General features: G+C 65.3%; 24 protein-coding genes. 17 read left to right on the forward strand and 7 right to left on the reverse strand.

The genetic code is table 11. The features are described 5' to 3' along the window. The first annotated feature begins 4 nt into the window (after positions 1-4). The 7 genes from CAP37_RS05935 (at position 5) to CAP37_RS05965 (ending at position 5,513) form a co-directional block, all read left to right on the forward strand. Positions 5-988, forward strand: coding sequence for a LysR family transcriptional regulator (locus tag CAP37_RS05935; RefSeq protein WP_179190152.1), 984 nt, complete (start codon positions 5-7; stop codon positions 986-988). Between the two features lie 57 nt (positions 989-1,045). Then, on the forward strand, positions 1,046-1,516 hold the full coding sequence (locus CAP37_RS05940) for a Spy/CpxP family protein refolding chaperone (RefSeq protein ID WP_086123333.1): 471 nt from the start codon (positions 1,046-1,048) through the stop codon (positions 1,514-1,516). A gap of 19 nt (positions 1,517-1,535) precedes the next feature. Beyond that, positions 1,536-1,847, forward strand: a complete 312-nt coding sequence (locus CAP37_RS05945) for a hypothetical protein (RefSeq protein ID WP_086123334.1) — start codon at positions 1,536-1,538, stop codon at positions 1,845-1,847. A 13-nt stretch (positions 1,848-1,860) separates the two neighbouring features. Then, entirely contained in the window at positions 1,861-2,559 is a 699-nt protein-coding gene (locus tag CAP37_RS05950; RefSeq protein ID WP_086123335.1) for a response regulator transcription factor, read from the forward strand. After that, positions 2,556-3,935 (forward strand): cell wall metabolism sensor histidine kinase WalK, encoded by a 1,380-nt coding sequence (locus tag CAP37_RS05955; protein WP_256926883.1) that lies wholly within the window; start codon positions 2,556-2,558, stop codon positions 3,933-3,935. Before CAP37_RS05950 ends, CAP37_RS05955 begins: the two co-directional genes overlap by 4 nt. A 95-nt stretch (positions 3,936-4,030) precedes the next feature. Continuing rightward, the gene (locus CAP37_RS05960) at positions 4,031-4,696 is read left to right on the forward strand and encodes a hypothetical protein (protein ID WP_086123336.1); all 666 of its coding nucleotides are present in this window, start codon (positions 4,031-4,033) and stop codon (positions 4,694-4,696) included. A gap of 10 nt (positions 4,697-4,706) precedes the next feature. Beyond that, positions 4,707-5,513 (forward strand): hypothetical protein, encoded by an 807-nt coding sequence (locus CAP37_RS05965; protein WP_086123337.1) that lies wholly within the window; start codon positions 4,707-4,709, stop codon positions 5,511-5,513. Positions 5,514-5,519: 6 nt separating this feature from the next. On the opposite strand, the gene rpoD is transcribed toward CAP37_RS05965, so the two are convergent. The 4 genes from rpoD to CAP37_RS05985 all read right to left on the reverse strand — a co-directional run bounded on the left by rpoD (position 5,520) and on the right by CAP37_RS05985 (position 12,706). Then, entirely contained in the window at positions 5,520-7,901 is a 2,382-nt protein-coding gene (gene rpoD, locus CAP37_RS05970; protein WP_086123338.1) for an RNA polymerase sigma factor RpoD, read from the reverse strand. Between the two features lie 340 nt (positions 7,902-8,241). Further along, entirely contained in the window at positions 8,242-10,113 is a 1,872-nt protein-coding gene (gene dnaG / locus CAP37_RS05975) for a DNA primase (RefSeq protein ID WP_086124840.1), read from the reverse strand. A 39-nt stretch (positions 10,114-10,152) separates the two neighbouring features. Next, complete coding sequence (locus CAP37_RS05980) at positions 10,153-11,934, reverse strand: gamma-glutamyltransferase family protein (RefSeq protein ID WP_086123339.1); 1,782 nt, start codon at positions 11,932-11,934, stop codon at positions 10,153-10,155. Positions 11,935-11,947: 13 nt separating this feature from the next. Then, on the reverse strand, positions 11,948-12,706 hold the full coding sequence (locus tag CAP37_RS05985) for a 3-hydroxyacyl-CoA dehydrogenase (RefSeq protein WP_086123340.1): 759 nt from the start codon (positions 12,704-12,706) through the stop codon (positions 11,948-11,950). 137 nt (positions 12,707-12,843) lie between these two features. Between CAP37_RS05985 and ppk2 the strand changes: the two genes are divergently transcribed. Then, on the forward strand, positions 12,844-13,740 hold the full coding sequence (ppk2, locus tag CAP37_RS05990) for a polyphosphate kinase 2 (protein ID WP_086123341.1): 897 nt from the start codon (positions 12,844-12,846) through the stop codon (positions 13,738-13,740). A gap of 116 nt (positions 13,741-13,856) precedes the next feature. Here ppk2 and CAP37_RS05995 read toward each other — a convergent pair whose 3' ends face one another. Beyond that, positions 13,857-14,906 (reverse strand): extracellular solute-binding protein, encoded by a 1,050-nt coding sequence (locus tag CAP37_RS05995; RefSeq protein ID WP_256926884.1) that lies wholly within the window; start codon positions 14,904-14,906, stop codon positions 13,857-13,859. A gap of 108 nt (positions 14,907-15,014) precedes the next feature. On the opposite strand from CAP37_RS05995, the gene CAP37_RS06000 reads away from it, so the two are divergent. After that, positions 15,015-15,947 carry a patatin-like phospholipase family protein gene (locus tag CAP37_RS06000; RefSeq protein WP_086123343.1) on the forward strand — a complete coding sequence of 311 codons (933 nt, stop codon included), beginning with the start codon at positions 15,015-15,017 and terminating at the stop codon, positions 15,945-15,947. Positions 15,948-16,080: 133 nt separating this feature from the next. Here the strand turns inward: CAP37_RS06000 and CAP37_RS06005 are convergent, their stop codons facing one another. Next, a complete protein-coding gene (locus CAP37_RS06005; protein WP_086123344.1) occupies positions 16,081-16,623 on the reverse strand; it encodes a phasin family protein in 543 nt (180 codons plus the stop codon). A 263-nt stretch (positions 16,624-16,886) separates the two neighbouring features. Between CAP37_RS06005 and CAP37_RS06010 the strand changes: the two genes are divergently transcribed. From CAP37_RS06010 to CAP37_RS06045, 8 genes are read left to right on the forward strand one after another with little or no spacing between them, the layout of a single operon-like run. After that, positions 16,887-17,825, forward strand: a complete 939-nt coding sequence (locus tag CAP37_RS06010; RefSeq protein ID WP_086123345.1) for a histone deacetylase — start codon at positions 16,887-16,889, stop codon at positions 17,823-17,825. Beyond that, positions 17,822-18,277 carry a thioesterase family protein gene (locus tag CAP37_RS06015; protein ID WP_086123346.1) on the forward strand — a complete coding sequence of 152 codons (456 nt, stop codon included), beginning with the start codon at positions 17,822-17,824 and terminating at the stop codon, positions 18,275-18,277. The genes CAP37_RS06010 and CAP37_RS06015 overlap by 4 nt, the downstream gene beginning before the upstream one ends. Next, entirely contained in the window at positions 18,274-19,002 is a 729-nt protein-coding gene (locus tag CAP37_RS06020) for a nitroreductase (protein WP_086123347.1), read from the forward strand. Before CAP37_RS06015 ends, CAP37_RS06020 begins: the two co-directional genes overlap by 4 nt. A 37-nt stretch (positions 19,003-19,039) precedes the next feature. Continuing rightward, entirely contained in the window at positions 19,040-19,387 is a 348-nt protein-coding gene (locus CAP37_RS06025) for an FKBP-type peptidyl-prolyl cis-trans isomerase (protein WP_086123348.1), read from the forward strand. A 1-nt stretch (position 19,388) separates the two neighbouring features. After that, complete coding sequence (locus CAP37_RS06030) at positions 19,389-20,786, forward strand: sodium:proton antiporter (RefSeq protein ID WP_086123349.1); 1,398 nt, start codon at positions 19,389-19,391, stop codon at positions 20,784-20,786. A 22-nt stretch (positions 20,787-20,808) separates the two neighbouring features. Then, on the forward strand, positions 20,809-21,786 hold the full coding sequence (locus tag CAP37_RS06035; RefSeq protein WP_086123350.1) for a D-glycerate dehydrogenase: 978 nt from the start codon (positions 20,809-20,811) through the stop codon (positions 21,784-21,786). Between the two features lie 10 nt (positions 21,787-21,796). Continuing rightward, the gene (locus CAP37_RS06040; protein WP_086123351.1) at positions 21,797-23,173 is read left to right on the forward strand and encodes a DNA recombination protein RmuC; all 1,377 of its coding nucleotides are present in this window, start codon (positions 21,797-21,799) and stop codon (positions 23,171-23,173) included. Further along, complete coding sequence (locus CAP37_RS06045; protein WP_373271053.1) at positions 23,170-24,351, forward strand: MFS transporter; 1,182 nt, start codon at positions 23,170-23,172, stop codon at positions 24,349-24,351. The genes CAP37_RS06040 and CAP37_RS06045 overlap by 4 nt, the downstream gene beginning before the upstream one ends. 7 nt (positions 24,352-24,358) lie before the next feature. Here the strand turns inward: CAP37_RS06045 and CAP37_RS06050 are convergent, their stop codons facing one another. Continuing rightward, the gene (locus CAP37_RS06050; RefSeq protein WP_179190153.1) at positions 24,359-25,012 is read right to left on the reverse strand and encodes a TetR family transcriptional regulator; all 654 of its coding nucleotides are present in this window, start codon (positions 25,010-25,012) and stop codon (positions 24,359-24,361) included. Between the last annotated feature and the right edge of the window lie 14 nt (positions 25,013-25,026).

A 25,026-nucleotide genomic window follows, 5' to 3' on the forward strand; every position in this document is an offset into this window, starting at 1 on the left:
ACGCATGAGCAACCTGAACCAACTGCTTCACCCGAAGGCCTTGCGCTACGTGGCGGCTGTGGCCCAGCTCGGCTCGGTGCAGGCCGCGGCGCGCGATGTTTCGATCTCGGCTTCGGCGATCGACCGCCACATCCTGCTGCTGGAGGAAGACCTGGGCTTGCCGCTGTTCGAGCGCCAGCCGCGCGGCATGCGCCTGACCGCCGCTGGCGAGTTGCTGCTCGCGTTGTCCCAGCGCTGGAAGGCCGACCTCAACCGCACGCTTTCCGACATCAAGCAGCTGCAAGGCGTGAGCCAGGGCCACCTGAGGCTGGCCGCCATGGACAGCCACGTGAACGGCCTGCTGCCCGAGTTCGTGCTGGCGGTGGCGCAGGAACATCCGGGCATCGTGCTGGAGGTGGACATCGTGAGCCCGGACGAGGCCATGCAGCGCCTGCGCGCGGGCGACGTGGATCTGGCGGTGGCCTTCAACCTCAAGCCCGGGCGTGATCTGCACATCGTGGCCACGGCCGACCTGCCGCTGGGCTGCGTGGTGGCGCCCGGGCATCCACTGTCGTCGCTTGCGCAGGTGACGTTCAAGGATGTGGCGGCATGGCCTCTGGCGGCGCAGAGCAAGGCGTTGACCATCCGGCGTTACCTGGAGCGCCGCCACAACTGGCTGCTGCAGGAAGCCCGACCACCGCTCGTGACGAACTCGTTGCAGCTCGTCAAAAGCCTGGTGCGCAGTGGCAGCCACGTGGCGCTCACGTCCGAGCTCGATGCAGGCCCGGAAATTCTGGCGGGGCAGCTGTGCTTCGTGCCTCTCAAGGACAAGAGCGCGCAGGCGCAAACGGTGGGCGTGGCCGTGAGCGCGGGCCGGGCGCTGCCGCACATTGCGCGCATGGTGGCCGAGCGACTGGGCACCCACGTGATCGAGTACCTGGCGCGGGTGCGCGCGGTGGGCGCAGATACAAACCGAAAGAAATCGAAACCGCGCCGAGATGCGAAGTAGCGACGGGCTGGGCACCATGGCGGACATGTTCAACAACCGTTCGCTAAGGACCCTGTCATGAAACCCTGGATCAAACGCTCTCTCCTGGCCTTCACCGGTATCTCCATCGCGCTTGGCGGCCTTGCTGCCTGCGGCACGCGTGGCCACCACGAGCGCGGCCCCATGAGTGCCGAGAAAATGGCCGAGGTGCGCGGCAAGGTGATCGATCGCATCACCAGCAAGCTCGACCTGAACGCTGCCCAGCAGCAGAAGCTGAATGTCCTGGCCGACAAGGTGCAGGCCCAGCGCGCTGCCTTCATCGGGCAGACCACCGACCCGCGCGCCGAGTTGCGTTCGCTGGTCTCGGCAGAGAAGTTCGACCGCGCCCGCGCGCTGAGCCTGCTGGACGAGAAGACCCGCGTGTTGCAGGTGAGCAGCCCCGAGGTGATCAACGCTCTGGCCGATTTCTACGACAGCCTCAACCCCACCCAGCAGGCCGAAGTGCGTGAGCGCATGGCGCAGCGCAAGGGCTGGTTCGGTCGCGGCTGAAGCAGCGAGACGAACGGCGATGTCACCGGCATTGCAAGCCATCGGCCAGCCGCTGCGCGACCACGGTCCCGCGCTGCTGGCCGAAGTGGAGGATCCACACGACGAGTTGCTGGCGCTGGTCTGGGGGCCGCGCTTTGACCGGGAGCATGCCCTGGGACTCTGGGCTCGTTTTTCCCGCAGGCGGCCTGCCGAGGCGGTGCACACGCTGCCCGCCATTCTTTCGGTGGCCGACCGCTTCGACGGCCTGGACACGCGGGCCCAGCAGCGCCTGCGCCGGCTCATCTTGCGCCACCGTGCGCTGAGCGACATGGGGCCGGGCGCGGTGATGTGAGTGAGAATGCCGCATGCACCGTGTCTTGCTGATTGACGATGACGAACAACTCGGGGCCCCGCTGGCCACCTATTTCCAGCGCTTCGAGCTGGCCCTGACCCACGCGCTCAGGCCCAGCGAAGGCCTGGCCCGGCTGCGCACCGGCGCTTTCGAGGTTGCCATTCTTGATGTGATGCTGCCCGAGATGGATGGCTTTGAACTCTGTCGAACCATTCGCAAGGAAAGCGACATCCCCATCGTGATGCTCACCGCGCGCGGCGACGTGATGGACCGCGTGGTGGGCCTGGAACTCGGTGCCGACGACTACTTGCCCAAGCCTTTCGAGCCGCGCGAACTGGTCGCGCGCATCCAGACCGTGCTGCGCCGTCGCAACGGGCAGAACGGCCCCTCCGCAGTTTCGCCATCGCCAGGCGTGCTGGCTTTTGAAGGGCTCAGCATCGACCCCGCGCGCCGCAGCGTGGTGCGCCAGGGAGAAGCGGTGGAACTCACCGGCACCGAATTCGAACTGCTGCACCTGCTGGCGCGCGAAAGCGGCCGCGTGTTCAGCCGAGACGACATCCTCAACCAGCTGCGTGGGCACGATGCAGACCTGTACACGCGCGCGGTGGACATCGTGGTCAGTCGCCTCCGCAGAAAGCTCGAACCGCTCGACTGCATCAAGACGCTGCGCAATGCGGGCTACTCGCTCGCCCTGCGCCGGTTGACGCCGTGACCACCGCCGTTCTTCCCTGGTACCGCCGGGCATTTGCGGCGCTTCGCAGCTCGCTTCGGCTGCGCCTGGTGCTGGTGTTCCTGTTGCTGGCCATGGGCATGGCCTTCACCTTCATCAGCGGCGCTCAAAAGGCCTTTTCGGTGGGCTGGCGCGAGGCGGCGCGCCCGTTGCTGATGGACTATGTGGATCGCCTCGGCGCCGAGGTGGTGGTGGGTGGCACACCCAGCGTCGAGCGTGCGCAGGCGCTCACGCAGCGCCTGCCGGTGACCATTGCCATCACGGGGCCCCAAGTCAACTGGCGGTCGCATCCCGATCAGGTGAAACCGCACTGGAAACGCGACCGCCCGCGCAGCGCCGACGGGGACGGCCCCGCTTGGGGAGACGACCAGGACTGGGACGGCCTGCTATTGCGAACCACGGCAGATGGACACCGCATCGAGTTCGGCCTGAACGACGCCGCTTTCGAGCGCCGGCCCAAGCTGATCGGCTTCACACTGAGTGTTTTGCTGCTGCTCACGCTGCTGGCCTACCTGTACGTGCGCCGGTTGCTGCGCCCGCTCGATGACATCCGCCAGGGTGCGCAGCGCTTCGGCGCGGGCGAGTTTGGTCAACCCATTCCGGTGCGCCGGCCGCAGCGCCCCGATGAGCTTGGCCAGCTCGCCACCACCATCAACACCATGGGCCACGACATCCACCAGATGCTCGAAGCCCAGCGCGCGCTGCTGCTGGCTATCAGCCACGAACTGCGCAGCCCGCTCACCCGCGCGCGGCTCAACACCGAGTTGCTGCCCGAGACCGATGACATCGCGGCCCAGCGCGAGGCGCTGCTGCGCGACCTGGCCGAGATGGCCCGCCTCATCAGCGACCTGCTGGAGAGCGAGCGCCTGGCGGGGCGCCACAAGGCGCTGCACCGGGAGCCCACCGATCCCTTTGCACTGGCCAGAGAAGTGATCGACGAACTCGCCGTGACTCAGTCTGCGGCCAGCACCATCCGGCTGCAAGCGGCCCCTGGCTTGCCCACGCTGCCGCTGGATCGCATCCGCGTGCGGCTGCTGCTGCGCAACCTGCTCGACAACGCGCTGCGCCACAGCGCCGGTGTGCCCCAGCCAGTGGAGCTGCACATTCATCCCGACGCAACGGGCGGGCAGGGCGTGCTGATCGAGGTGCGCGACCACGGCCCCGGTGTGCCCGAAGACCAGCTGCCCCATCTGGCCCAGCCCTTCTTCCGGCCCGACACCGCGCGCACCCGCAGCGCCGGCGGCGTGGGCCTGGGCCTTTATCTGTGCCGTCTGGTGGCACTGGCTCACGGCGGCACGTTTGCGGTGCGCAACGCCCGGCCCGGTCTGGCGGTAACGGTGACGCTGCCCGGCGCGTGATTCGCTTCGCCCAGAAGGGGGTTGCGCTTTTGCCGGTTGTTCTGTAAATTCTGTATTCGCAATTCACGAATATAGAATAAATACAGAAGAACCGCATGCAACTCAAGCCGCAAGATTTCCTGGTCGCCCTCAAGCTGGTGGCATTGACCGGTCGCCGGTGGACCTATTCCAGCATGGCGAATGAACTCGGTCTTAGCGCCTCCGAGGCGCACGCCTGTGTGAAGCGCGGCCTCCAGGCCGAGCTGCTGCAAAACCATCTGGCATGGGCGCCAACGCTGTCTTCCGCCGGCGTGCTCGAAGAGCCCGCGGCGATCTACCGCGTGCGGTCACGGCCGCGAAGACCGGGCAAGCTGGCTGCAGCCCGCGGCATGGTGAGCGAACCGTCGCCCTCCATGGACGACAACCCCGCGAGCGTGCACGTTCCCAACCTGACGGAGTTCGCGGTGCACGGCGCACGGTATGCGTTTCCAGCCCAGCGCTTGCCCAACTCGCCCGGTGTACCCACAGCCCACAGCTGGCCTGCGGTGGCCCGTTTGCTTCCGCAGGGGCGCGGCGCCTGGGTCTGGCCGCATCCCAACGGTGCTGCGCAAGGCCAGGGCATCGAACCCTTGCATCCGGGAGTCCCTTACGCGGCCATGCAGGACCCGGCTTTGCACGACATGCTGGCGATCTTCGACGTGCTTCGTTTGGGGGATGCCGGCGAGCGGCTTCTGGCGGCGGGGCGGCTGCGCGAGCTCATCGGCGCGGGCTCCGCACAGTAGGAGCCGGCCCATGTTCGACTGTTTCATCGGTATCGGCTATTCCGGCGCGCAAACGCCGTTGACCCGCTTGAAAGGGCTGCAGGTCTACGCAGCGCAGTCGGGGTTGCGTGGCGCACAGCGCTGGACGTGTCGCCACCCCGATTGCCCCAGCGATTCCGTGAACTGGAACCGTCGCGAGCTGGCTGAGCGGCTGCGGGAAGAAGTGCTTCGGGGCACGCGCTTCCTCGCAGGGCTCGACCACGGCTTCTCCCTGCCGGTGGCGCATTTCGGGCGCCACCAGCTGGACGCCTGGCCCGCATTTCTCAACAACTTCGTGGCGCACTGGCCCACACAGCAGGATCGGGTGGGTGTGGACTCGGTCAGGCGCCGATTGATGCACCAGCGAAACAGCGCCTGGGCGTCGCCGCAACAGCAAGCGCCGGGAGAGTCACTGCGCCTCACAGAGCGCTGGACCGTTTCGGCCCGCAGTGTCTCCTCGTTCGACGTTCAAGGCGTCACCGCCAAGGCCGCGCACGCGGGCATTCCGTGGCTGAAATGGCTGCGCGACGAAGTCGGCGACCGTCTGCATTTCTGGCCGTTCGATGGCTGGCAGTTGCCCGGGGACAAGTCGGTGATCGTGGAAGTTCACCCTTCGATCTTTCGCCGCCGGTACCCGCGCGAGCAACGCGAGACAGAAGAGCACGATGCCTACGCCACGGCGCGCTGGATGGCCGACATGGCCGCACGCGGCGAGCTGGAAGCCTGCCTTCAGCCGCCGCTCACGCCCATGGAGCGAGAGGTGGCGGAGCTGGAAGGCTGGATGCTCGGCGTGCGCTGAACGCTGTTAGAGCGTGTCGATGAAGCTGCGCAGCTTGTCCGAACGGCTCGGGTGCTTGAGCTTGCGAACCGCTTTGCTTTCGATCTGGCGAATGCGCTCGCGCGTCACGTCGAACTGCTTGCCCACTTCTTCCAGCGTGTGGTCGGTGGACATCTCGATGCCGAAGCGCATGCGCAGCACCTTGGCTTCACGCGGCGTGAGGCTGTCGAGAATTTCCTTCACCACTTCGCGCAGGCCGGCCTGCATCGCGGCCTCGATGGGCGCGGTGTTCGCCTGGTCTTCAATGAAGTCGCCCAGGTGCGAATCGTCGTCGTCGCCGATCGGGGTTTCCATCGAGATCGGCTCTTTCGCGATCTTCATGATCTTGCGGATCTTGTCCTCAGGCATCTCCATCTTCTCGGCCAGGATGGAGGCATCCGGCTCGAAACCGAACTCCTGCAGATGCTGGCGCGAGATGCGGTTCATCTTGTTGATGGTTTCGATCATGTGCACCGGGATCCGGATGGTGCGCGCCTGATCGGCAATGGAGCGCGTGATGGCCTGGCGAATCCACCAGGTGGCGTAGGTCGAAAACTTGTAGCCGCGGCGGTATTCGAACTTGTCCACCGCCTTCATCAGGCCGATGTTGCCCTCCTGAATCAGGTCGAGGAACTGCAGGCCACGGTTGGTGTATTTCTTCGCGATGGAGATCACCAGGCGCAGGTTGGCCTCGATCATTTCCTTCTTGGCATCGCGCGAGGTGGACTCACCCTGGTTCATCCGCTTGTTGATGTCCTTCAGATGCGTCAGAGGCACCACCACGCTGCTCTGGATGTTCATCAGGCCCTGCTGCAGCTCCTGGATCGGCGGGATGTTGCGCTCCATCACCACGCTCCACGATTTGCCGGAGGCGGCCTGCTTCTCGACCCACTTCAGGTTGAGCAGGTTGGCCGGGAACTCGGCAATGAACTTCTCCTGCGGCATGCCGCACTTGTCCACGATGATGCGGCGCAGCTCGCGCTCTTTCTTGCGCACCTCATCGACCTGGTTGCGCATGGTGCTGCACAGCTTTTCGATCGCCTTGGCAGTGAAGCGGATCGACATCAGCGTCTCGGTGATGGACTTCTGCGTCTTGAGGTAGGCGGGCGTGCCGTAGCCTTCCTTGTCGTAGGTCTTGTGCAGCTTCTCGAACAGCGAGCGCATGGTGTCGAAACGGGTGAGCGCCTCGCGCTTGAGTTCTTCCAGCTTGCGGGTAAGCGCCTTGGAGCCACCCTTGCCGTCGTCGTCGTCCGCTTCGTCGTAGTCGTCGAAATCTTCTTCGGCCACGTAGTCGTCGGCCGCATCGGCATCGGCGAAACCGTCGACCACGGTGGAGATGACGACCTTGCCTTCGCGAATGTCGTCGGCCATGACCAGGATCTCGGCAATGGTGGCCGGGCTCTCGCTGATGGCCGCCATCATGTCGTTCAGGCCACCCTCGATGCGCTTGGCGATTTCAATTTCGCCTTCGCGCGTGAGCAGTTCGACCGTACCCATCTCGCGCATGTACATGCGCACCGGATCGGTCGTGCGGCCGAACTCGCTGTCCACGGTGGACAGCGCGGCTTCGGCTTCTTCCTCGGCCTCTTCTTCGGTGGCGGCGGTGGGGCCGGTGTTGTTCAGCAGCAGGGTCTCGGCGTCTGGCGTCTGTTCGTAAACAGCCACACCCATGTCGTTGAGCAGCGACACCACCACTTCCAGCGTCTCGGCTTCCACCAGCTTGTCGGGCAGGTGGTCGTTGATTTCGCCATGCGTGAGGTAGCCGCGCGTCTTGCCCAGCTTGATCAGGGTCTTGAGGCGTTCGCGGCGGTTGCGCGCTTCCTCTTCGGACAAAACGGTTTCGTCCAGCCCGAATTCCTTCATCAGCGCGCGCTCTTTCGCCTTGCTGATCTTCATGCGCAGGGGCTTGACCTTTTCGGTCGTCTGCGCGGTGGTGTCCACCACCTCGGCCTCGACTTCGCCGGTCAGATCGTCTTCGATGTCGCTCAGGTCGGCATCGTCCAGATCGGCGTCGGACTTGCCTTTGCCCTTGGCATCGGCTTTAGGCTTGCGCCCGCGCTTGGCAGCAGGCGACTCGGCGACGTCGGCCTTGGCAGGGCGCCCGGCTTTCTTCTTCGCGGTGGTTTCTTCGATCGGCTCGGCCTTGGCAGGGCGCCCGGCTTTCTTCTTCGCGGTGGTTTCTTCGATCGGCTCGGCCTTGGCAGCTGATTTCTTGGCAGGCGCGGTCTTGGTCGCGGGCTTGGCGGGGGTCTTCTGGGTCACAGCAGGGGCTTTCTTGGGGGGCAAAGCCGGGGCAGCAGCGCGCGGGCTGGCCTTCTTGGCGGTCTTGGTGCTGGACACGACGGGCGTACTGGATTTCTTCGCGGGCATGGGGACCTCAAAAAAATGTCGAACTGGAACCGGCAGATCACACAAAAATCGCCTGAAGGCCGCGCAGCACGGTCACTCCGGTGAGTTTGTAGGGCACATCACCCACCCCTTGCCGGAAGGAGCAGGCCTGCAAGCTGTGAGGGCGAACATTTGGTGTGCAGTCCTTGCGGGGTTCCGTCAGGACCGGGGCGGGTCGCTGAGGTGGCCAGGAGGGTGTCCATGTAGCCCCGTCGTTGGGGGCCGGGCCGATGCCGGAGGTGCTGCTGTCGCGCTTGCGGTGCAAAACCGTGGATTATACCGCTGGGTCGCCGATTTTGTCTTGCGCAACGCTTCCAGCCAATCAAGCCTGGACGGGGGGGCGCTGAGCATCCAGCAGGGTCTTTTGCTTGTGGCTGAGTTCGTAAAGTCGCTCCATTCGTTCCGGATCGGAGGACGACAAGGCGCTGACCCGGGCAATTTCGGCTGCGATGGCATCCAGGTGGATCGAGATCGCCAGCCGGCGCAGATCCGACGCGCCCAGTTCTTCAATGTCGTAGGTCTGGCCGCTGGGCTGCATGTTGTCCAGCGCGATCAGCCGGTTGGCCAGCTCTGCGAACGGTTGCCCCTCAACACCTATCTGCAGCACAGCCCAGGGCTCTGCGCCGTGCTCATTGAATCGGGTGTCGATCCATGAAAAAAGGTCGCCATGGGGTGACTGGAGCTCGCAAAGCAGATGGTGGTCTTCGTTGGCCAGCAGATCCCAGGCTGAGGAGTTCCTGAGCGCGGCAAGGGCGATGTGCTCGGCCATTGCGATGGATTTGGGCTTGATGACCTGTCGGGCACCGCTGCCGTAAGCACGCTGCTTGTAGCGAGAGTCGGAACCCCGCGCGCCACGAAGAGGCGTCTTGCTGTCCCGGCTGGAGAGTCCCCAGAGATCCGGGAGGTCTCTGGCGTCCAGTTGCGCCCGCTCGGCCAGAACGCTCATGAGTTGGCGCTTGAGTGCGCCCTCGGGCAGGGCTTTCCACAGAGGTCCTGCCCCGACGATCATTCGGGATCGGCCCTCCATGGTCGCCATGTCGCATCCTTCAGCCGCCGCCTCCACCAGGAAGTCGCTCAGTGGCACTGCCTGGCGGACAAATCTCGCGAACGCGTCCGTGCCATTGGCGCGAATGAAACTGTCCGGGTCGTGCTCGGTGGGCAGGAAGAGGAACTTCACGCTGCGCGTGTCGGTGGCCAGCGGCAGGGCGGCATCGAGCGCCTTGCGCGCGGCGCGCCGGCCAGCGCCATCACCATCGAAGCTGAAGACCACCGAATCGGTGAAGCGAAAGAGCTTCTGCACGTGGTCGGGCGTGCAGGCGGTGCCCAGCGTGGCCACCGCGTTGGCAAAGCCCAGCTGGGCGAGCGCCACCACGTCCATGTAGCCCTCGGTCACCAGCGCGTACCCGGCCACGCGAATGGCGGTGCGACCTTCGAACAGTCCGTAGAGCTCGCGGCCCTTGCTGAACACCGGGGTTTCAGGCGAGTTGAGGTACTTGGGCTCGCCCTTGTCGAGCACCCGCCCACCAAAGCCGATGCACTCGCCTTTGACATTGCGGATCGGGAACATGATGCGATCGCGGAAGCGGTCGTACCGTTTCGACAGGCCGTCGGCGCCTTTCTCGTCCTCGTGCTCGATGACCATGCCCGACTCCACCAGCAGCGGGTCCTGGTAGTCGGGGAACACGCTGGCCAGAGAACGCCAGCCCTCCGGCGCGTACCCCAGGCCAAAGGTCTTGGCGATCTGCCCTGAGAGGCCACGGCCTTTGAGGTAGTCCACCGCGCGGGGCGACACCTTGAGTTGCTTTGCGTAGGCCTGCGCCGACTTTTCCAGCACGTCGGTGAGCGTGACCTGCTTCTGGCGTTGCTGGGCGGCGCGCTCGCGATCCTGTGGCGAGGATTCTTCCTCGGGCACCTGCAGGCCGGTCTGCTGCGCCAGGTCCTTCACGGCTTCAATGAAGCTCATGCCGGCGTGCTCCATGAGGAAGCCGATGGCGTTGCCATTGGCTCCACAGCCGAAGCAGTGATAGAACTGTTTCGTGGGGCTGACGCTGAAGGAGGGTGACTTTTCGCCATGGAACGGGCACAGGCCCATCAGGTTGGCGCCGCCCTTCTTGAGCTGCACGTAGCGACCCACCACGTCGACCACGTCCACGCGGTTGAGCAGTTCCTGAATGAAGGTCTGGGGGATCGCCACCCGGGTATTCTGACCCACGCCCGGGTCTGGCCGGGCAAGCTAGTCGCCAGACACGATGCCCTCGCGGCGGGGATCGGCCCCGCCGAGCCAGTGGGTGCCCTGGCGCACCAGCGCTTGGGCGCCACTCGTCATCTCGATCTCCTGAACGGTGTGGCCCAGCCCCCGCAATGTCTGCACCGTGGCGGCGGGAAACCTGTTTTGTTCGAGCAGCAGCGGCCCGCCCAGGCTCCCGAAGTTCGGCAGATCCAGCGCGGCCTGCGGGTGCAGACCCCACTGCAACACGCCGTGCAGCGCCTTGGCCGTGTAGTGAATGATGAGTGCGCCACCCGGGCTGCCGGTGCTCATGAGCAGTTCGCCGCTGGAGCGGTCGAACACCAGCGTGGGCGCCATCGACGAGCGCGGTCGCTTGCCGGGCTCGACCCGGTTGGCCACGGACAACCCGCCCGCGTCGCGCGGCGTGAAGCTGAAATCGGTGAGCTGGTTGTTGAGCAGAAAACCGCCGGGGCGCGAGGGATCCGTGGTCACCATGCGGCGCGCGCCAAAACCCGCTTCGATGGTGGTGGTCATGGCCACCGCACGGCCCTGGGCATCGACGATGCTGATGTGGCTGGTGCCGTACTCGGGTTGCGCGGGCATCGGGGCGTAAGACACCCGCTGGCCAGCCGGCTCACCAGCCGGCAACTGCTCGGCACGGCGTGGGCCCATGAGCCGTGCGCGCTCGTCCAGATAGCGCGGTTCAAGCAGGCTGTTCCAGCGGCCGCCCGGTGCGGTGACGAAATCGGGGTCTGCCACGTAACGGGCCCGATCGGCGAATGCCAGCCGGGACGCCTCTGTGTAGGCGTGCAGCCAGTTCGCTGCGGGCAGACCGGCCTGCAACGGCGCCGTGGCCTGCGGTGAGCGGGCCAGCAGGCCAAGGATCTGACCGACTGCAAGGCCACCCGAGCTGGGTGGCGGGAAGCCGCAAATGCGCAGCGCGCGGCCGCCCGCCTGATGGTCGTGGCACAGGGCTTCGCGCTCCCTCGGCTGGTAGCGTTTCAGGTCTTCGGCATTCAGGCTGCCGGGCAGTGGCGGGCGCTGCACGGCGGCCACGATGGCTTGCGCCACCGGGCCTTCATGCAGGGCGATGGGGCCGATCGTTGCGACGTTGCGCAGCACCTGCGCGAGCTCCGGATTGCGCAGCAAGTGGCCCACGGGATGCGCTGAACCATCGGCGCGGTAGAAGAGGGCACGCGCCGCGGCGTCATCGCGCAGCGCTGCGTCGGCCGTGAGCAAGGCGTGCAGACGAGCGCTTACAGGAAAGCCCCGTTCCGCGAGTTCAATGGCGGGCTGGAACAACCGCGCCCAGGGCAGGCGCCCATGCTGGCGATGCGCCAGCGCCAGCATCAGGAGCGTTCCCGGCACGCCGACCGATCGCCCACTGGTGACGGCGGTGTTGAAGGGCAGGGGCTGGCCCTGCGCGTCGAGGAAGAGGGATTCGGAAGCGCTGGCCGGCGCCGTCTCGCGGCCATCGAAAGCCTGAACGCGCTGGCCGTCAAAATGCAACAGGAAAGCACCGCCGCCGATGCCGCTGGACTGCGGCTCCACCAGCGTCAACACCATCTGCACCGCGATCGCCGCGTCCACGGCGCTGCCGCCTTCACGCAAGATGCGCGCGCCGGCCTTGGTGGCCAGCGGGTTGGCGGCGGCCACAGCCTGGCGCTGGAAGGTCCAGCCGGGTTTGGCGGTGAGGCCTGAAGAAGCTTCAGGCTGCGCAGGCGGCGGAAGTGTCGGCGCGCAGGCGCCGAGCAACACCAGGGAAGCGATGGCAGCCAGTCGCTTCATGGCAGTGGCACGCTTACTTCGGGGCCAGGCGAATCGCGCCATCGAGGCGGATCACCTCGCCATTCAGCATGTCGTTCTCGAAGATGTGCCGGGCCAGTTTGGCGTAGTCCTCGGGCGTGCCCAGGCGGCTCGGGAAGGGCACCCCCGCGGCCAGTGCGTCCTGCACTTCTTTGGGCATGCCAAACAGCATGGGCGTACCGAAGATGCCGGGCGCGATCGTCATGTTGCGGATGCCGTTGCGCGAAAGGTCGCGCGCAATGGGCAGTGTCATGCCCACGATGCCGCCCTTGGAAGCGGCGTAGGCAGCCTGGCCGATCTGGCCGTCGTAGGCCGCCACACTGGCGGTGGAGATCATCACGCCGCGCTCGCCCGTGGACTCGGGTTCGTTCTTGCTCATGGCTTCGGCGGCCAGGCGGATCATGTTGAAGCTGCCGACCAGGTTGACCATGATGGTCTTGGTGTAGACGCCGAGGTTGTGCGCGCCGTTCTTGCCCACGGTTTTCTCGGCCGGCGCAATGCCCGCGCAGTTCACCAGGCCCATGAGCTTGCCCATGGAAACCGCCTGGGCCACCACGGCCTGGCCATCGGCCTCGCTGCTCACGTCGCACTTCACGAAAGCGCCGCCAATTTCCCTGGCCACCGCTTCGCCTTTTTCAGCCTGCATGTCGGCAATCACCACCTTGCCGCCGTTGGCGGCGAGCATGCGCGCCGTGCCTTCGCCCAGACCCGACGCGCCGCCGGTGACGATGAATACCTTGCCTTGAATGTCCATGAGGTGCTCCTGTGAGGGGGATTGATATGACGTTGACGTAAACGTCAATTCAGCGCGGATTATGCGACATGGGCGCGTCACGGCGTTGTCACATGAGGCCTCTAGCCTCGTTGCTTTGCCCTCACATTTGAATCGCCATGCTCGACAACGCAGACGACCTGATGCGCCGCATCCACGCCGACCTGATGGACGGCTTCGACGAAGAGCTCGAGATGGAGCTGGAGGACCGTGAAACCGATGCGGGCGACGCGTCGCAGGCAAAAGAAGCACGCCGCGTCTATTTCCGCGAGCTGTTTCGCCTTCAGGCCGAACTCGTGAAGCTGCAGGACTGGGTGGTGGCCACCGGGCACAAGGTGGTGATTCTGTTCGAGGGCCGCGACGCGGCGGGCAAAGGCGGCGCCATCAAGCGCATCACCCAGCGCCTGAATCCGCGCGTGTGCCGTGTGGCGGCACTGCCGGCACCCAACGACCGCGAGCGCACGCAGTGGTATTTCCAGCGCTACGCCGCGCACTTGCCAGCGGCCGGCGAAATGGTGCTGTTCGATCGCAGCTGGTACAACCGCGCTGGTGTTGAACGCGTCATGGGTTTCTGCACCGATGAGCAATACGAAGAATTCTTCCGCTCCGTGCCCGAATTCGAACGCATGCTGGTGCGCTCAGGCATCCAGCTTGTCAAGTACTGGTTCTCCATCTCGGACGAAGAGCAACACCTGCGTTTCCTCGGGCGCATTCACGACCCGCTAAAACAATGGAAGCTCAGCCCCATGGACCTGGAAAGCCGGCGCCGCTGGGAGCTCTACACACAGGCCAAGGAAGTGATGCTGGAGCGCACCCACATCCCCGAATCACCCTGGTGGGTGGTGCAGGCCGACGACAAGAAAAAGGCCAGGCTGAACTGCATCCACCACCTGCTCCAGCAGATGCCCTACGGCGAAGTGGAAAAGGCGACGATCACGCTTCCAGAACGCGTGCGCCACGAAGGCTATCGCCGGCATCAAGTCCCCGGCGAAATCCACGTACCGCAAGTCTATTGAGACGCAAAAACCAGGGCCCGCAACAGCGGGCCCTGGTCATCCAGAAATGCCGCGGAACTGGCTTCGCCAGGCCGCAGGCATTGCCCCCTTGAGGGGGACGAAGCGCGGCGGGGGTGTTACTTGTACCCCACGCGGTCCAGCATCTGCTGCACCTTGGTCATGTTCTTGGCGACCACGCCCAGCGGCACGGTTTCGGCCTTGAAGTTGTCGCCACCCATGGTCTTGATGGCCGGGTTGTCGATCTTCAAACCCTTCACGGCAGGGAACTCGTTGTTGCCGTTGGCAAAGTAGTCCTGTGCAAACGGGCTCGACAGGAACTCCATGAACTGAACCGCGTTGTCGCGGTTCTTCGCGTACCTGGCCACGGCCGCGCCGGCGATGTTCACATGCGTGCCGCTGGTGCCCTGGTTCGGAAAGGACACGCGCACTTTGCTCATCACGGCCTGATCTTCCGGCTTGGTGGACTTGATGATCCGCGCCACGTAGTAGGTGTTGGTCAGCGCCACGCCGCATTCACCCGAGGCCACGCCCTTGATCTGATCGGTATCTCCGCCCTTGGGTGCGCGGGCCATGTTGTCCACCACACCCTTGAGCCAGGCCTCACCCTTCTGGTCGCCCAGGCGTTCCACCACGGTGGCGAACAGGGAAAGGTTGTAGGGGTGCGAGCCCGAACGCGTGCACACCATGCCCTTGAGCTTGGGGTCGGCCAGCTGCTCGTAGGTGGCCACGTCTTCGGCCTTCACACGGGCCGGGTCGTACACGATCACACGTGCGCGGGTGGAAAATCCGGTCCAGGTCACGCCCTCGGCGGTGGCCGTGGCGCGCAGGTTGGCGGGAATGGCGGCGTCGAGCTTGGCCGACTTGATCGGCTGAAACAGGCCTTGAGCGTCGGCGGAAGCCAGGCGGGCAGCGTCCACGAGCAGGATCACGTCGGCCGGGGAGGCGGCACCTTCCGCGCGCAGGCGCGCCACAATGCCCGCGTCGTCTGCATCCACGCGGTTGATCTTGATGCCCGTGGTGCGCGTGAAGGTGTCGTACATCGCCTCGTCGGTCTGGTAGTGCCGCGCCGAGTAGAGATTGAGCACCTTGTCCTGTGCCTGGGCGGGAGCACCCAGCGCGGCTGCGGCGGCAATTGCCAGCATCGAGAACCTGGAAAACGAAGTCATGGCTGTCCTTTTTGAATGAATTTGCAAGCGGCGTGGGAATTTGAACGGTCGATTTTTAGACCGTATACCGAGGGGATAATCCAGTCCAAGATGCTAACAGAAACGCGAATGGTTCTTAATAAGACCCTGATCCTCAGAAGCCTGATTGCTGCCGTGGTGCTGATGGTGGGATGTTCCAGCACACCGCCGCGCCCGCCCGAGGCTCCCACCGTGACGCCGTCGCCCGTGCCGCCGGAGGTGGTGACCCGCGCGCCGCGCCTGGGTCTTGCTCTGGGCGGTGGCGCGGCGCGCGGCTTTGCCCATGTGGGCGTGATTCAGGTGCTGGAGCAAAACGGCATTCGGCCCGACGTGGTGGTGGGCACATCGGCCGGCAGCCTGGTGGCCGCCCTCTACGCCAGTGGCAAGACCGCCGCGCAACTCGAAACTGCGGCGCTGGGCATGGAGGAGGCGACGTTGACCGACTGGGCGCTGCCCATCATGGGGCGCGGCCTGTTGAGGGGTGAGGCGCTCGCACGCTACGTGCGCAAGGAGGTCGACGGCAAGCTGCTGGAGAACATGTCGCTGCCCCTTGGCGTGCTGGCCACCGACCTGTCGACCGGGCAGGGCGTGCTGTTCCGCCGTGGCGACACCGCGCAGGCGGTGCGCGCCTCCAGCGCTGTGCCCGGGGTGTTCGCCCCGGTGGCCATTTCTGGCCGCGAATACCTGGACGGCGGCCTGGTGGCACCGGTCCCGGTGCGGCAGGCGCGCGACATGGGCGCCGAAGTGGTGCTGGCGGTGGACATCTCCAGTTCCCCCGAAGGCAACCTGGCGGTGGGCAGCCTGCAGGTGCTGCTGCAGACCTTTGCCATCATGGGGCAGAGCATCAACCGGCATGAACTCTCCGGCGCCGATGTGGTGGTGCGGCCTTCTCTGGCGGGGGTGGGCAGCGCAGACTTCGCCTCCCGCAAGCGCTCCATCGAGGCGGGGCGCGCGGCCATGCAGGCGGCACTGCCGATGTTGCGCACCCAGCTGGCCAGAAAAAAAGCCCTCACTTTGCAGTGAGGGCTTAAGGGGTCCGATGAAATCGAATTTCGAAAAGGACCCGAGGAGACAACCAGAAAAACCAGTTTGATCCTAGAGTGGGTGCCGGGGCGCGTGCCGGTTCAACCGATCAACGGCGCCCTTGCGGCGATGTTCAGCGCTTCTTGGCGGCGGACTTCGTGGCGTTCACAGCCGAAGAAGTCACGGTGTTGAAGTTGGCTTCTGCCATTTCGGTGGCTTGCTTGACAGCCTTCTGAACCGATTCCATGGCGTTGTTGGCGGCGGACACGGCGCTCTTCATCACGGCCACGGCGGTTTCGGAACCGGCGGGAGCGTTCTTGGCGGCGTTGTCGACAACAGCCAGGAATTTCTTCTGGGTGTCGCTGCCTTGGGCTTCAGCGGCCTTGGCGAACTCGGCGCCGGTGCCCGAAGCGATGTCGTACAGGTGACGGCTGTAGGCCACGGTCTTCTCAGCCAGCGGCTGCATCAGGTTGGCTTGCAGCGTCAGCAGTTCTTGCGCGTCCTTCACGCTCAGCAGGGCCTGGGCGCTGTTGGCGGATTCGGACAGGGCGGCCTTGGTGGCTTGCACGTTCAGCTCGACCAGCTTTTCCATGCCTTCGAAGGCTTTCTGGGTCAGGCCGAAAATGGTTTCGATGTTGGCTTTCTGGGCGGCAACGATTTGTTCAGCGGTCAACATATTCAATACTCCTGGAGTTGTCAAAAAAGGGGCTTAGTTCAGGGCTGCTGGGAACACCGCGCTGTCTTTGACGCTGTTGTTCTCGTTCACTTTGCTGCACTGCAACATGGGCTCGATTATAGGTAAGCGAAACGATCGCGCAAGTCCTTTTTGCTGCGCTGCAGCATTCTAGGGACCCGGTTCTAGAAACCGCCCGACCCGCTCCGTCTTCCCTGGCCGTCCACAATGTGGGACCCCCACGTCGGCCCGTTCCAGACCTTTCCGTGCAAGCCTTCTACGCCGACCATTTCGTTCTTCCCTTGCCCAACGGCCACCGGTTTCCCATGGCCAAGTACGCGCGTTTGCGCGAGCGGCTCGCGTCGGAACTGCCCCAGGTGCAGCTCGGGCAAGCCATGCCGGCGAGCGATGGTGAACTGGCGCTGGTGCACACGCCGGCCTACATCGATGCCATCACCACGGGAAGCCTGTCCGCCGCCGCGCAGCGGGAGATTGGTTTTCCGTGGAGCCCGGCCATGGCCGAGCGTGCCAGGCGCTCCGTGGGCGCCACGCTGCAGGCCTGCCGCAGCGCGATGGGGGGCGCCGGTCTGGCGGCCAACCTGGCGGGCGGCACGCACCATGCCTATGCCGACAAGGGCAGCGGCTTCTGTGTGTTCAACGATTTCGCGGTGGCGGCGCGCCTGATGCAGGCCGAGCATGCGCGCATGCATCGCGCGCGCGGACCCCTGCGCGTGGCCATCATCGACCTTGATGTGCACCAGGGCAATGGCACGGCACGCATCTTTGCCAGTGATCCGACGGTGTTCACGCTGTCCCTGCATGGTGCGAAAAACTTTCCCTTTCGCAAGGAGCCCAGCGATCTGGACGTGGAGCTGCCCGACGGCTGCGCCGACAGCGAATACCTGGAGGCGCTGGAACAGGCGCTCGGCGAGCTCGAACGACGGTTCGAGCCTGGTCTGGTGCTTTATCTCGCGGGTGCGGACCCGCACGAAGGTGATCGGCTGGGGCGCCTCAAGCTCACGTTCGACGGCCTGGAAGCTCGCGACCGACGCGTGATGGATTGGGCGTGGCAGCGCCGCCTGCCACTGGCCTTTGCCATGGGCGGTGGCTACGGCACCGACCTCGACGACACAGTGCAGGTTCAGATCAACACCTACCGCACGGCGATGGAGTACGTCGGCCACTGGCACAATGCCGCGGCATGAATACCGCCACCCGTTCACCCATCGAGCGTGCCCAGGCCCTGCCGCGCAGCGCCTACCGCGTGTTCCGCACCATCGGCACGCGCTGGAGCGACAACGATGTTTATGGTCACGTGAACAACGTGGTGTACTACAGCTGGTTCGACACGGCGGTGAATGCCTATCTCATCGAACAAGGCGCGCTGGACATCCATGCAGGCCCGGTGATCGGGCTGGTGATCGAGACGCAGTGCAACTACTTCGCACCCCTGGCTTTTCCGCAAACCGTGTCGGCGGGTCTGCGCGTGGCGCATCTGGGAAGTTCCAGCGTGCGTTATGAAGTGGGCCTGTTCGCCGATGGGGTGGATCTGGCCGCAGCCTGCGGACATTTCGTGCATGTTTACGTGGATCGCGAGACCCGCCGCCCCGTGCCGCTTCCTGAACCGCTGAAACGCACCCTGGAGACCCTTCGATGACCCTCAATCCCCAGGCCGCCACGGGCGCCATCGATGCCGCCAGCGTCGACGCCGCCATCACCAGCCGGATGTCTGTTCGCGCGTTTCTGCCCACACCCGTGCCGCGGGCGACGATTGAACACCTGCTGACACTGGCCAGCCGCGCGCCCTCAGGCACCAACACGCAACCCTGGAAAGTCTATGTGCTGCAGGGCGCCAGCCGCGATTCGCTGGTGCAGAAGGTCTGCGCGGCGCACGACGCGCTGCGAGCCGACCCTTCACTGGCCGCCGAGTACAAGGAAGCCTACGACTACTACCCCGAAAAATGGGTCAGTCCCTTCATCGACCGGCGTCGCGAGAATGGCTGGGGGCTCTACGGATTGCTGGGCATCACCAAGGGCGACAAGGACAAGATGCATGCGCAGCACCAGCGCAATTTCCGCTTCTTCGACGCACCCGTGGGATTGATGTTCACCCTGGACCGTGTGATGGGGCGCGGTTCACTGGTGGATTACGGCATGTTCATGCAGAACCTGATGGTGGCCGCGCGCGGCCATGGGCTGCACACCTGCCCCCAGGCGGCCTGGAACGGCTTTGGCCGCATCATCCTGCCGCACATCGGCGCTGGCGAGAACGAAATGCTGGTCTGTGGCATGTCGCTCGGCTATGCCGATCCCGACCAGGTGGTCAACAGTTTCTACACACCGCGCGAGCCGGCTGCGTCGTTCACGACGTGGCTGGAATAATCGGGCGCTTCCCTTCATTTCACAACAGGAGAACAACATGATCACCACCGCAAGCGGCCTGCAGTACGAAGACACCGTGGTTGGAAACGGCGAAACCGCCCAGGCAGGTCGTCCCGTGCAGGTGCACTACACCGGCTGGCTCTACAACGACGGTGTGCAGGGCGCCAAGTTCGATTCCAGCAAGGACCGTGGGCAGCCGTTCGAATTCCCGCTCGGCGCCGGCCACGTCATCAAGGGCTGGGACGAAGGCGTGCAGGGCATGGCTGTGGGCGGCACGCGCCGGCTGGTGATTCCGGCCGCTCTGGGCTATGGCGCGCGCGGTGCCGGTGGCGTGATTCCACCCAACGCGACCCTGTTGTTCGAGGTCGACCTGCTGGCGGTCTGACATGCGCTGGTTCGCATTCACCCTGGCGCTGTTGCCCGGCCTCGCTCAGGCCGCCGATCTTGATGGCAGCCAGCTCTCGGTGTGGTGGGGCGTGCCGTTCGCGGGCGTCCTGCTGTCGATTGCCCTGGTACCGCTGCTCGCGCCGATCTTCTGGCACCACCATTTCGGCAAAGTGTCTGCGGCCTGGGCGCTGGTGTTTCTGGTGCCGTTCGCGGTGGTGGCCGGGCCCAGCGTGGCCTGGACCGCCGTGGTGCATGCCATGGTGGCCGAGTACATCCCGTTCATCATCCTGCTCACCGCACTGTTCACGGTGGCCGGCGGCATCTTCCTGCGCGGCAACCTGCACGGCAGCGCAGCGCTCAACACCGGCTTGCTCGGACTCGGGGCCGTGCTGGCCAGCTTCATGGGCACCACCGGTGCATCCATGTTGCTGATCCGCCCGCTGATCCGCGCCAACGACAACCGCAAGCACCAGGTGCATGTGGTGGTGTTCTTCATCTTCATTGTGTCCAACGTGGGCGGCTCGCTCACCCCGCTGGGAGACCCGCCGCTGTTCCTGGGCTTCCTCAAGGGCATCGAGTTCTTCTGGACCTTCAACCACATCTGGGGCGAAACCCTGTTCATGCTGGTGTCGCTGCTGGGGATCTTCTTCGTCATCGACTGGTGGCTCTACCGCAACCGCGAAGAGGTGCAGCCCCGCGACCCAACGCCCGACACCCCGCGCATCGGCTTTGACGGCGCGAAGAACTTCCTTCTGCTGGGGGTGGTGGTGGCACTGGTCCTCATGAGCGGCTTGTGGAAATCGTCGGTGGTCTTCAATGTGTGGGGAACCGAGGTCGGGCTGCCCGGCCTGCTGCGCGATGTTGGCCTGATCATCGTCACGCTGGTCTCGCTGCGCCTCACGCCTTCGAGCGTGCATGAAAGCAACCAGTTTTCCTGGGGGCCCATGCAGGAAGTGGCCAAGCTGTTCGCCGCCATCTTCCTCACCATCATCCCGGTCATTGCCATGCTCAAGGCCGGCGTGGACGGACCCTTCGGCGCGGTGGTCAGGGCGGTGACCAACGCCGATGGAACGCCCAACCCGGCGATGTACTTCTGGGCCACGGGTGTGCTGAGTTCGTTCCTCGACAACGCGCCGACCTACCTGGTGTTCTTCAACACCGCAGGGGGCGATCCGCAGGTGCTGATGAACGCGCTGGCACCGACGCTGGCCGCCATCTCGGCCGGCGCCGTGTTCATGGGCGCCAACACCTACATCGGCAACGCGCCCAACCTGATGGTCAAAGCCATTGCCGAGGACCGTGGGGTGCGCATGCCCAGCTTCTTCGGCTACATGCTCTGGTCGATCGGCATCCTGCTGCCCCTGTTCGCGCTGATTACCTGGATCTGGTTCGTCTGACACCTCCTCATCTCCCTTGCCCATGACCACACGCCCCTCGATCCTGATTGCCCGCAACATCTTCCCGGAGGTGGTCGCTCGCCTGCGTGAGCACTTCGATGTCGATACCAACGACGGCGATGCCGTTCTGTCGGCGCAGGAGCTCAAGGACCGGCTGCAGGGCAAGGCCGGCGTGCTGACCACTGGCAGTGAAAAGGTGGACGCGGCGCTGATCGCGGCCTGCCCGCAGCTGAAGGTGGTGGCCAACATTGCCGTGGGCTACAACAACTTCGACGTGCCTGCGATGACCGCGGCTGGCGTGGTGGCCACCAACACGCCCGACGTGCTGACCGAGACCACGGCCGACTTCGGCTTCGCGCTGCTCATGGCCACCGCCCGGCGCCTCACCGAGAGCGAGCATTTTCTGAGAGCGGGCCTGTGGAACCAGTGGCGGCTTGACATGTTTGCCGGTGCAGAGGTCCACGGCAGCACGCTGGGCATCCTGGGCATGGGCCGCATCGGTCAGGCCATTGCGCGGCGCGGTGCCCATGGCTTCGGCATGAACGTGATCTACCACAACCGCTCCCGGCTCGATGCCGCGACCGAGGCCGAATGCAAGGCCCGCTACGTCGACAAGGCAGAGCTGCTGAAGACGGCGGATCACCTCATCCTCGTGCTGCCCTACAGCGCCGAATCGCATCACGCCATCGGCGCCGCGGAAATCGCGCAGATGAAGCCCACCGCCACGCTGGTCAACATTGCTCGCGGCGGGATCGTGGACGACGCCGCGCTGGCGCTGGCCCTTCGCGAGAAGCGCATCGCCGCAGCGGGTCTGGACGTGTACGAGGGCGAACCCAAGGTGCATCCGGACTTGCTCACCGTGCCCAACGTCGTGCTCACGCCGCACATTGCCAGCGCCACCATCGCCACCCGCAAGGCCATGGCCAACCTCGCCGCCGACAACGTCATTGCATTCCTCACCACCGGGCGTGCTGTGACGCCCATCAACGCTCCGGTTTGATGCACGTTTGATGAATGCCGACCTGCTGCTCTGGGCGCTGCTGATCCTGCTGTTGGTCAATCTGGCGCTGGTCGCCTGGTTGTTGTTGCGCCGCCCGCCCGTGGACACCGACGCGCTGGCGCATCGCCAGTTGCTGCTGGCGCAATTGCAGCAGCAGGGCCAGCGTGTGGAGCGGGTGGAGAGCGAACTGCGGCGCGAGATCAGCGAGTCGTCACGAGGCGGTCGCCAGGAAATCCAGCAGACGCTGGCCACGTTTCAGGAAACATTGACGGGGCAAGCCGCTGAGACCACGCGCACGCAGAACGCCCAGCTCGACGCCTTTGCCCAGCAGCTCGTGCTGTTGCGCGGCACGCTGGGCGACACGCTCACGAAGCAGTTGCAGGACATGAGCGAAGGCAATGCGCGCAGGCTGGCCGAGATCCGCACCACGCTCGACGCCCAGCTGCAGCAGCTCCAGCAAGGCAATGCCGCGAAGCTCGACGAGATGCGCGCCACGGTCGACGAAAAACTGCAGAGCACCTTGCAGGCGCGCCTGGGCGAGAGCTTCAAGCAGGTGGCCGATCGGCTGGAGCAGGTGCACAAAGGCCTGGGCGAGATGCAGACGCTGGCGCAGGGCGTGGGCGACCTGAAGCACCTGCTGACCAACGTGAAGACGCGCGGCATGTTCGGCGAGGCCCAGCTCGGTGCCTTGCTGGAACAGGTGTTCGCCCCCGATCAGTACGCCACGCAGGTGACCACGCGCCCCGGCAGCCGCAACGCGGTGGACTTCGCCATCAAGCTGCCGGGGCGCGGCGACGATGGCGCGCCGTGCTGGCTGCCGATCGATGCCAAGTTCCCGAACGAAGACTACGAGCGTCTGCTCGACGCGCAACAGCGCGCGGATGTGGAAGGCGCCGAAGTGGCCGCACGAGGGCTGGAACAGCGCATCCGCCTGGAGGCGAAATCCATGGCCGACAAGTACCTGCAGCCTCCGCACACGACCGATTTCGCCATTCTCTTTCTGCCCACCGAAGGCCTGTACGCCGAGGTCTTGCGCCGGCCCGGGCTCATGGAAGTGCTGCAGCGCGAATACCGTGTGACGCTCGCCGGGCCGACCACGCTCATGGCCATGCTCAATTCCCTGCAGATGGGCTTTCGCACGCTCGCGCTGGAGAAGCGCTCGAGCGAAGTCTGGCAGGTGCTGGGCGCGGTGAAGACCGAGTTCGGCAAATTCGGCGACGTGCTCGCGCGCGTGAAGAGCCAGACGCAGACCGTGCTCAACACGCTGGAAAACGCCGAGACGCGCAGCCGGGCGATGGGCAAGGCGCTGAAGACCGTGGAGGCCTTGCCGCAGGACCAGGCCAGCGCGCTGTTGCCACTGGACCCTTCCGACAACGCAGACGCTTGAACCCGAATCTGCGCACCGACCTCGCGCGCCTGATCGCAGCCCAGATCAGCCTGCATGCGTGCATGACCGGCTTTCGCCTCGCGGCACCGCTCATGGCACTTCGCGAGGGCTACAGCCCCGTGGCGGTGGGCGTGTTGCTGGCCCTTTTTGCCCTGGCACCGGTCTTCATGGCCCTGCCGGCCGGGCGTTATGCCGACCGTCGCGGTCTGCGCAAGCCGGTGGCCATCTCGGTGGGCGTGGCCACCGCCGGCGCGGCGCTGGCAGTGGCCTTCCCCTTTTTTCTGGTGCTGTGCCTGACCGCACTCACGTGCGGTGCAGCCACTGGCCTGGCGATGATCGCGTTGCAACGCCACGTGGGTCGGCTCGCCAACGGCGCCACCGAACTGCGGCAGGTCTTCAGCTGGATGTCCATCGGCCCGTCGATCTCCAACTTCCTGGGGCCCTTTCTGGCCGGGGTGATGATCGACAGCTTCGGTTTTCGCGCGGCGTTCCTGCTGCTGGCCTTGTTCCCTTCCATGGCCTGGTTCTGGGTACGCCACACCGTGGAACACGAACCCGTGGCACCCGAACTGCGGCAGGCCAGCGGCTCGTCCTGGAACCTGCTGAAGGACAAGGGCTTCCGGAAGCTGATGGCGATCAACTGGATGCTGTCTTCGTGCTGGGACGTCCACACCTTTCTGGTGCCGGTGCTGGGCCACGAGCGCGGCCTGAGCGCCACGGTGATCGGCACCATCCTTGGCGCGTTTGCGCTGGCCGCCACGGCCATCCGCGTGCTCATGCCGTGGCTGGCCTCGCACCTGCGCGAATCGGTGGTGATCGGCGCGGCCATGGCGGCCACGGCCGTGTTGTTCGCGATCTACCCGCTGGTGCACGCCGCCTGGGCCATGGGCGCACTGTCCGTACTGCTGGGTTTCGCGCTGGGCTCGGTGCAGCCCATGATCATGAGCTCGCTGCACCAGATGACCCCGCACCACCGCCACGGCGAGGCGCTCGGCCTGCGTGCCATGGCCATCAATGGGTCGAGCGTGGTCATGCCACTGCTGTTCGGGTCGGCCGGCGCGCTGGTGGGGGTGGGCGCGGTGTTCTGGCTGGTCGGCGGCGTGGTGGGAATGGGTTCACCGCTGGCCTGGACGCTGCGCACCTCGGCGCCCGAAGCCCCGCAACGCCACGACCCCTGAGCCGCATTCAGGCTGGCGTGGGTTCAGCCAGTGTGTAGCGTGAGCTCAGCTCGAAACCCAGACCCGCCAGGTAGGCATCGACGGTGTCGCGACCACTCTGAACGAGATCGAAAGCTTGCGGGTCGAGCAGCCAGTTCTGGATCAGCCCGTCCATCATCACGTGCAGCCCCAGCGCGGCGGTCGACAAGGGCATGGGGAGTGCAAGGTGCTCGCGCTTCACGGCCTGTCCCAGTGCCTCTTTGGTCATGGTCATGCACTCATTGCGGACGCGCAGGTGGCGGTCTCGCACGGCCTGCATCTCGGTGACGTACTCCACCTTGTGGGTCGCCACCTCGAAGACCCGCCGGGTCTGTTCGTCGGTGGCGGTCTGCCGCAAGGCGCTCAACATGGCGTCGCGCAGGGCGAGCAGGGGGTCGGCGGTGGCTTGCACGGTGTTCGCCAGCGAACACTCCAGTGGCATGGTCACGCGTTCCATCATGGCGTTGAACAGGTCGGCCTTGTCCTTGAAGTGCCAGTAAATGGCGCCGCGCGTGGTGCCGGCCTCGGTGGCAATGTCGTTGAGCGAGGTGCGCGAAACGCCTCGCGCCTGAAAGAGGTGCTCGGCCGCGTCCAGCAGGCTGTTGCGCGTTTCCAGCGCCTCGGTTTTGGTTCGTCGAACCATAATGTGTGTCTCCT

The sequence above is a fragment of the Hydrogenophaga sp. IBVHS1 genome, assembly GCF_002127265.1.
GTDB lineage: Bacteria > Pseudomonadota > Gammaproteobacteria > Burkholderiales > Burkholderiaceae_C > Hydrogenophaga.

What these genes read in the sequence shown, in the direction of transcription:
- CAP37_RS05935 (WP_179190152.1), top strand. Translation starts at nt 5, where the DNA reads ATGAGCAACCTGAACCAACTGCTTCACCCGAAGGCCTTGCGCTACGTG.
- CAP37_RS05940 (WP_086123333.1), top strand. Translation starts at nt 1,046, where the DNA reads ATGAAACCCTGGATCAAACGCTCTCTCCTGGCCTTCACCGGTATCTCC.
- CAP37_RS05945 (WP_086123334.1), top strand. Translation starts at nt 1,536, where the DNA reads ATGTCACCGGCATTGCAAGCCATCGGCCAGCCGCTGCGCGACCACGGT.
- CAP37_RS05950 (WP_086123335.1), top strand. Translation starts at nt 1,861, where the DNA reads ATGCACCGTGTCTTGCTGATTGACGATGACGAACAACTCGGGGCCCCG.
- CAP37_RS05960 (WP_086123336.1), top strand. Translation starts at nt 4,031, where the DNA reads ATGCAACTCAAGCCGCAAGATTTCCTGGTCGCCCTCAAGCTGGTGGCA.
- CAP37_RS05965 (WP_086123337.1), top strand. Translation starts at nt 4,707, where the DNA reads ATGTTCGACTGTTTCATCGGTATCGGCTATTCCGGCGCGCAAACGCCG.
- rpoD (WP_086123338.1), bottom strand. Translation starts at nt 7,901, where the DNA reads ATGCCCGCGAAGAAATCCAGTACGCCCGTCGTGTCCAGCACCAAGACC.
- CAP37_RS05980 (WP_086123339.1), bottom strand. Translation starts at nt 11,934, where the DNA reads ATGAAGCGACTGGCTGCCATCGCTTCCCTGGTGTTGCTCGGCGCCTGC.
- CAP37_RS05985 (WP_086123340.1), bottom strand. Translation starts at nt 12,706, where the DNA reads ATGGACATTCAAGGCAAGGTATTCATCGTCACCGGCGGCGCGTCGGGT.
- ppk2 (WP_086123341.1), top strand. Translation starts at nt 12,844, where the DNA reads ATGCTCGACAACGCAGACGACCTGATGCGCCGCATCCACGCCGACCTG.
- CAP37_RS05995 (WP_256926884.1), bottom strand. Translation starts at nt 14,906, where the DNA reads ATGACTTCGTTTTCCAGGTTCTCGATGCTGGCAATTGCCGCCGCAGCC.
- CAP37_RS06000 (WP_086123343.1), top strand. Translation starts at nt 15,015, where the DNA reads ATGGTTCTTAATAAGACCCTGATCCTCAGAAGCCTGATTGCTGCCGTG.
- CAP37_RS06005 (WP_086123344.1), bottom strand. Translation starts at nt 16,623, where the DNA reads ATGTTGACCGCTGAACAAATCGTTGCCGCCCAGAAAGCCAACATCGAA.
- CAP37_RS06015 (WP_086123346.1), top strand. Translation starts at nt 17,822, where the DNA reads ATGAATACCGCCACCCGTTCACCCATCGAGCGTGCCCAGGCCCTGCCG.
- CAP37_RS06020 (WP_086123347.1), top strand. Translation starts at nt 18,274, where the DNA reads ATGACCCTCAATCCCCAGGCCGCCACGGGCGCCATCGATGCCGCCAGC.
- CAP37_RS06025 (WP_086123348.1), top strand. Translation starts at nt 19,040, where the DNA reads ATGATCACCACCGCAAGCGGCCTGCAGTACGAAGACACCGTGGTTGGA.
- CAP37_RS06030 (WP_086123349.1), top strand. Translation starts at nt 19,389, where the DNA reads ATGCGCTGGTTCGCATTCACCCTGGCGCTGTTGCCCGGCCTCGCTCAG.
- CAP37_RS06035 (WP_086123350.1), top strand. Translation starts at nt 20,809, where the DNA reads ATGACCACACGCCCCTCGATCCTGATTGCCCGCAACATCTTCCCGGAG.
- CAP37_RS06040 (WP_086123351.1), top strand. Translation starts at nt 21,797, where the DNA reads ATGAATGCCGACCTGCTGCTCTGGGCGCTGCTGATCCTGCTGTTGGTC.
- CAP37_RS06050 (WP_179190153.1), bottom strand. Translation starts at nt 25,012, where the DNA reads ATGGTTCGACGAACCAAAACCGAGGCGCTGGAAACGCGCAACAGCCTG.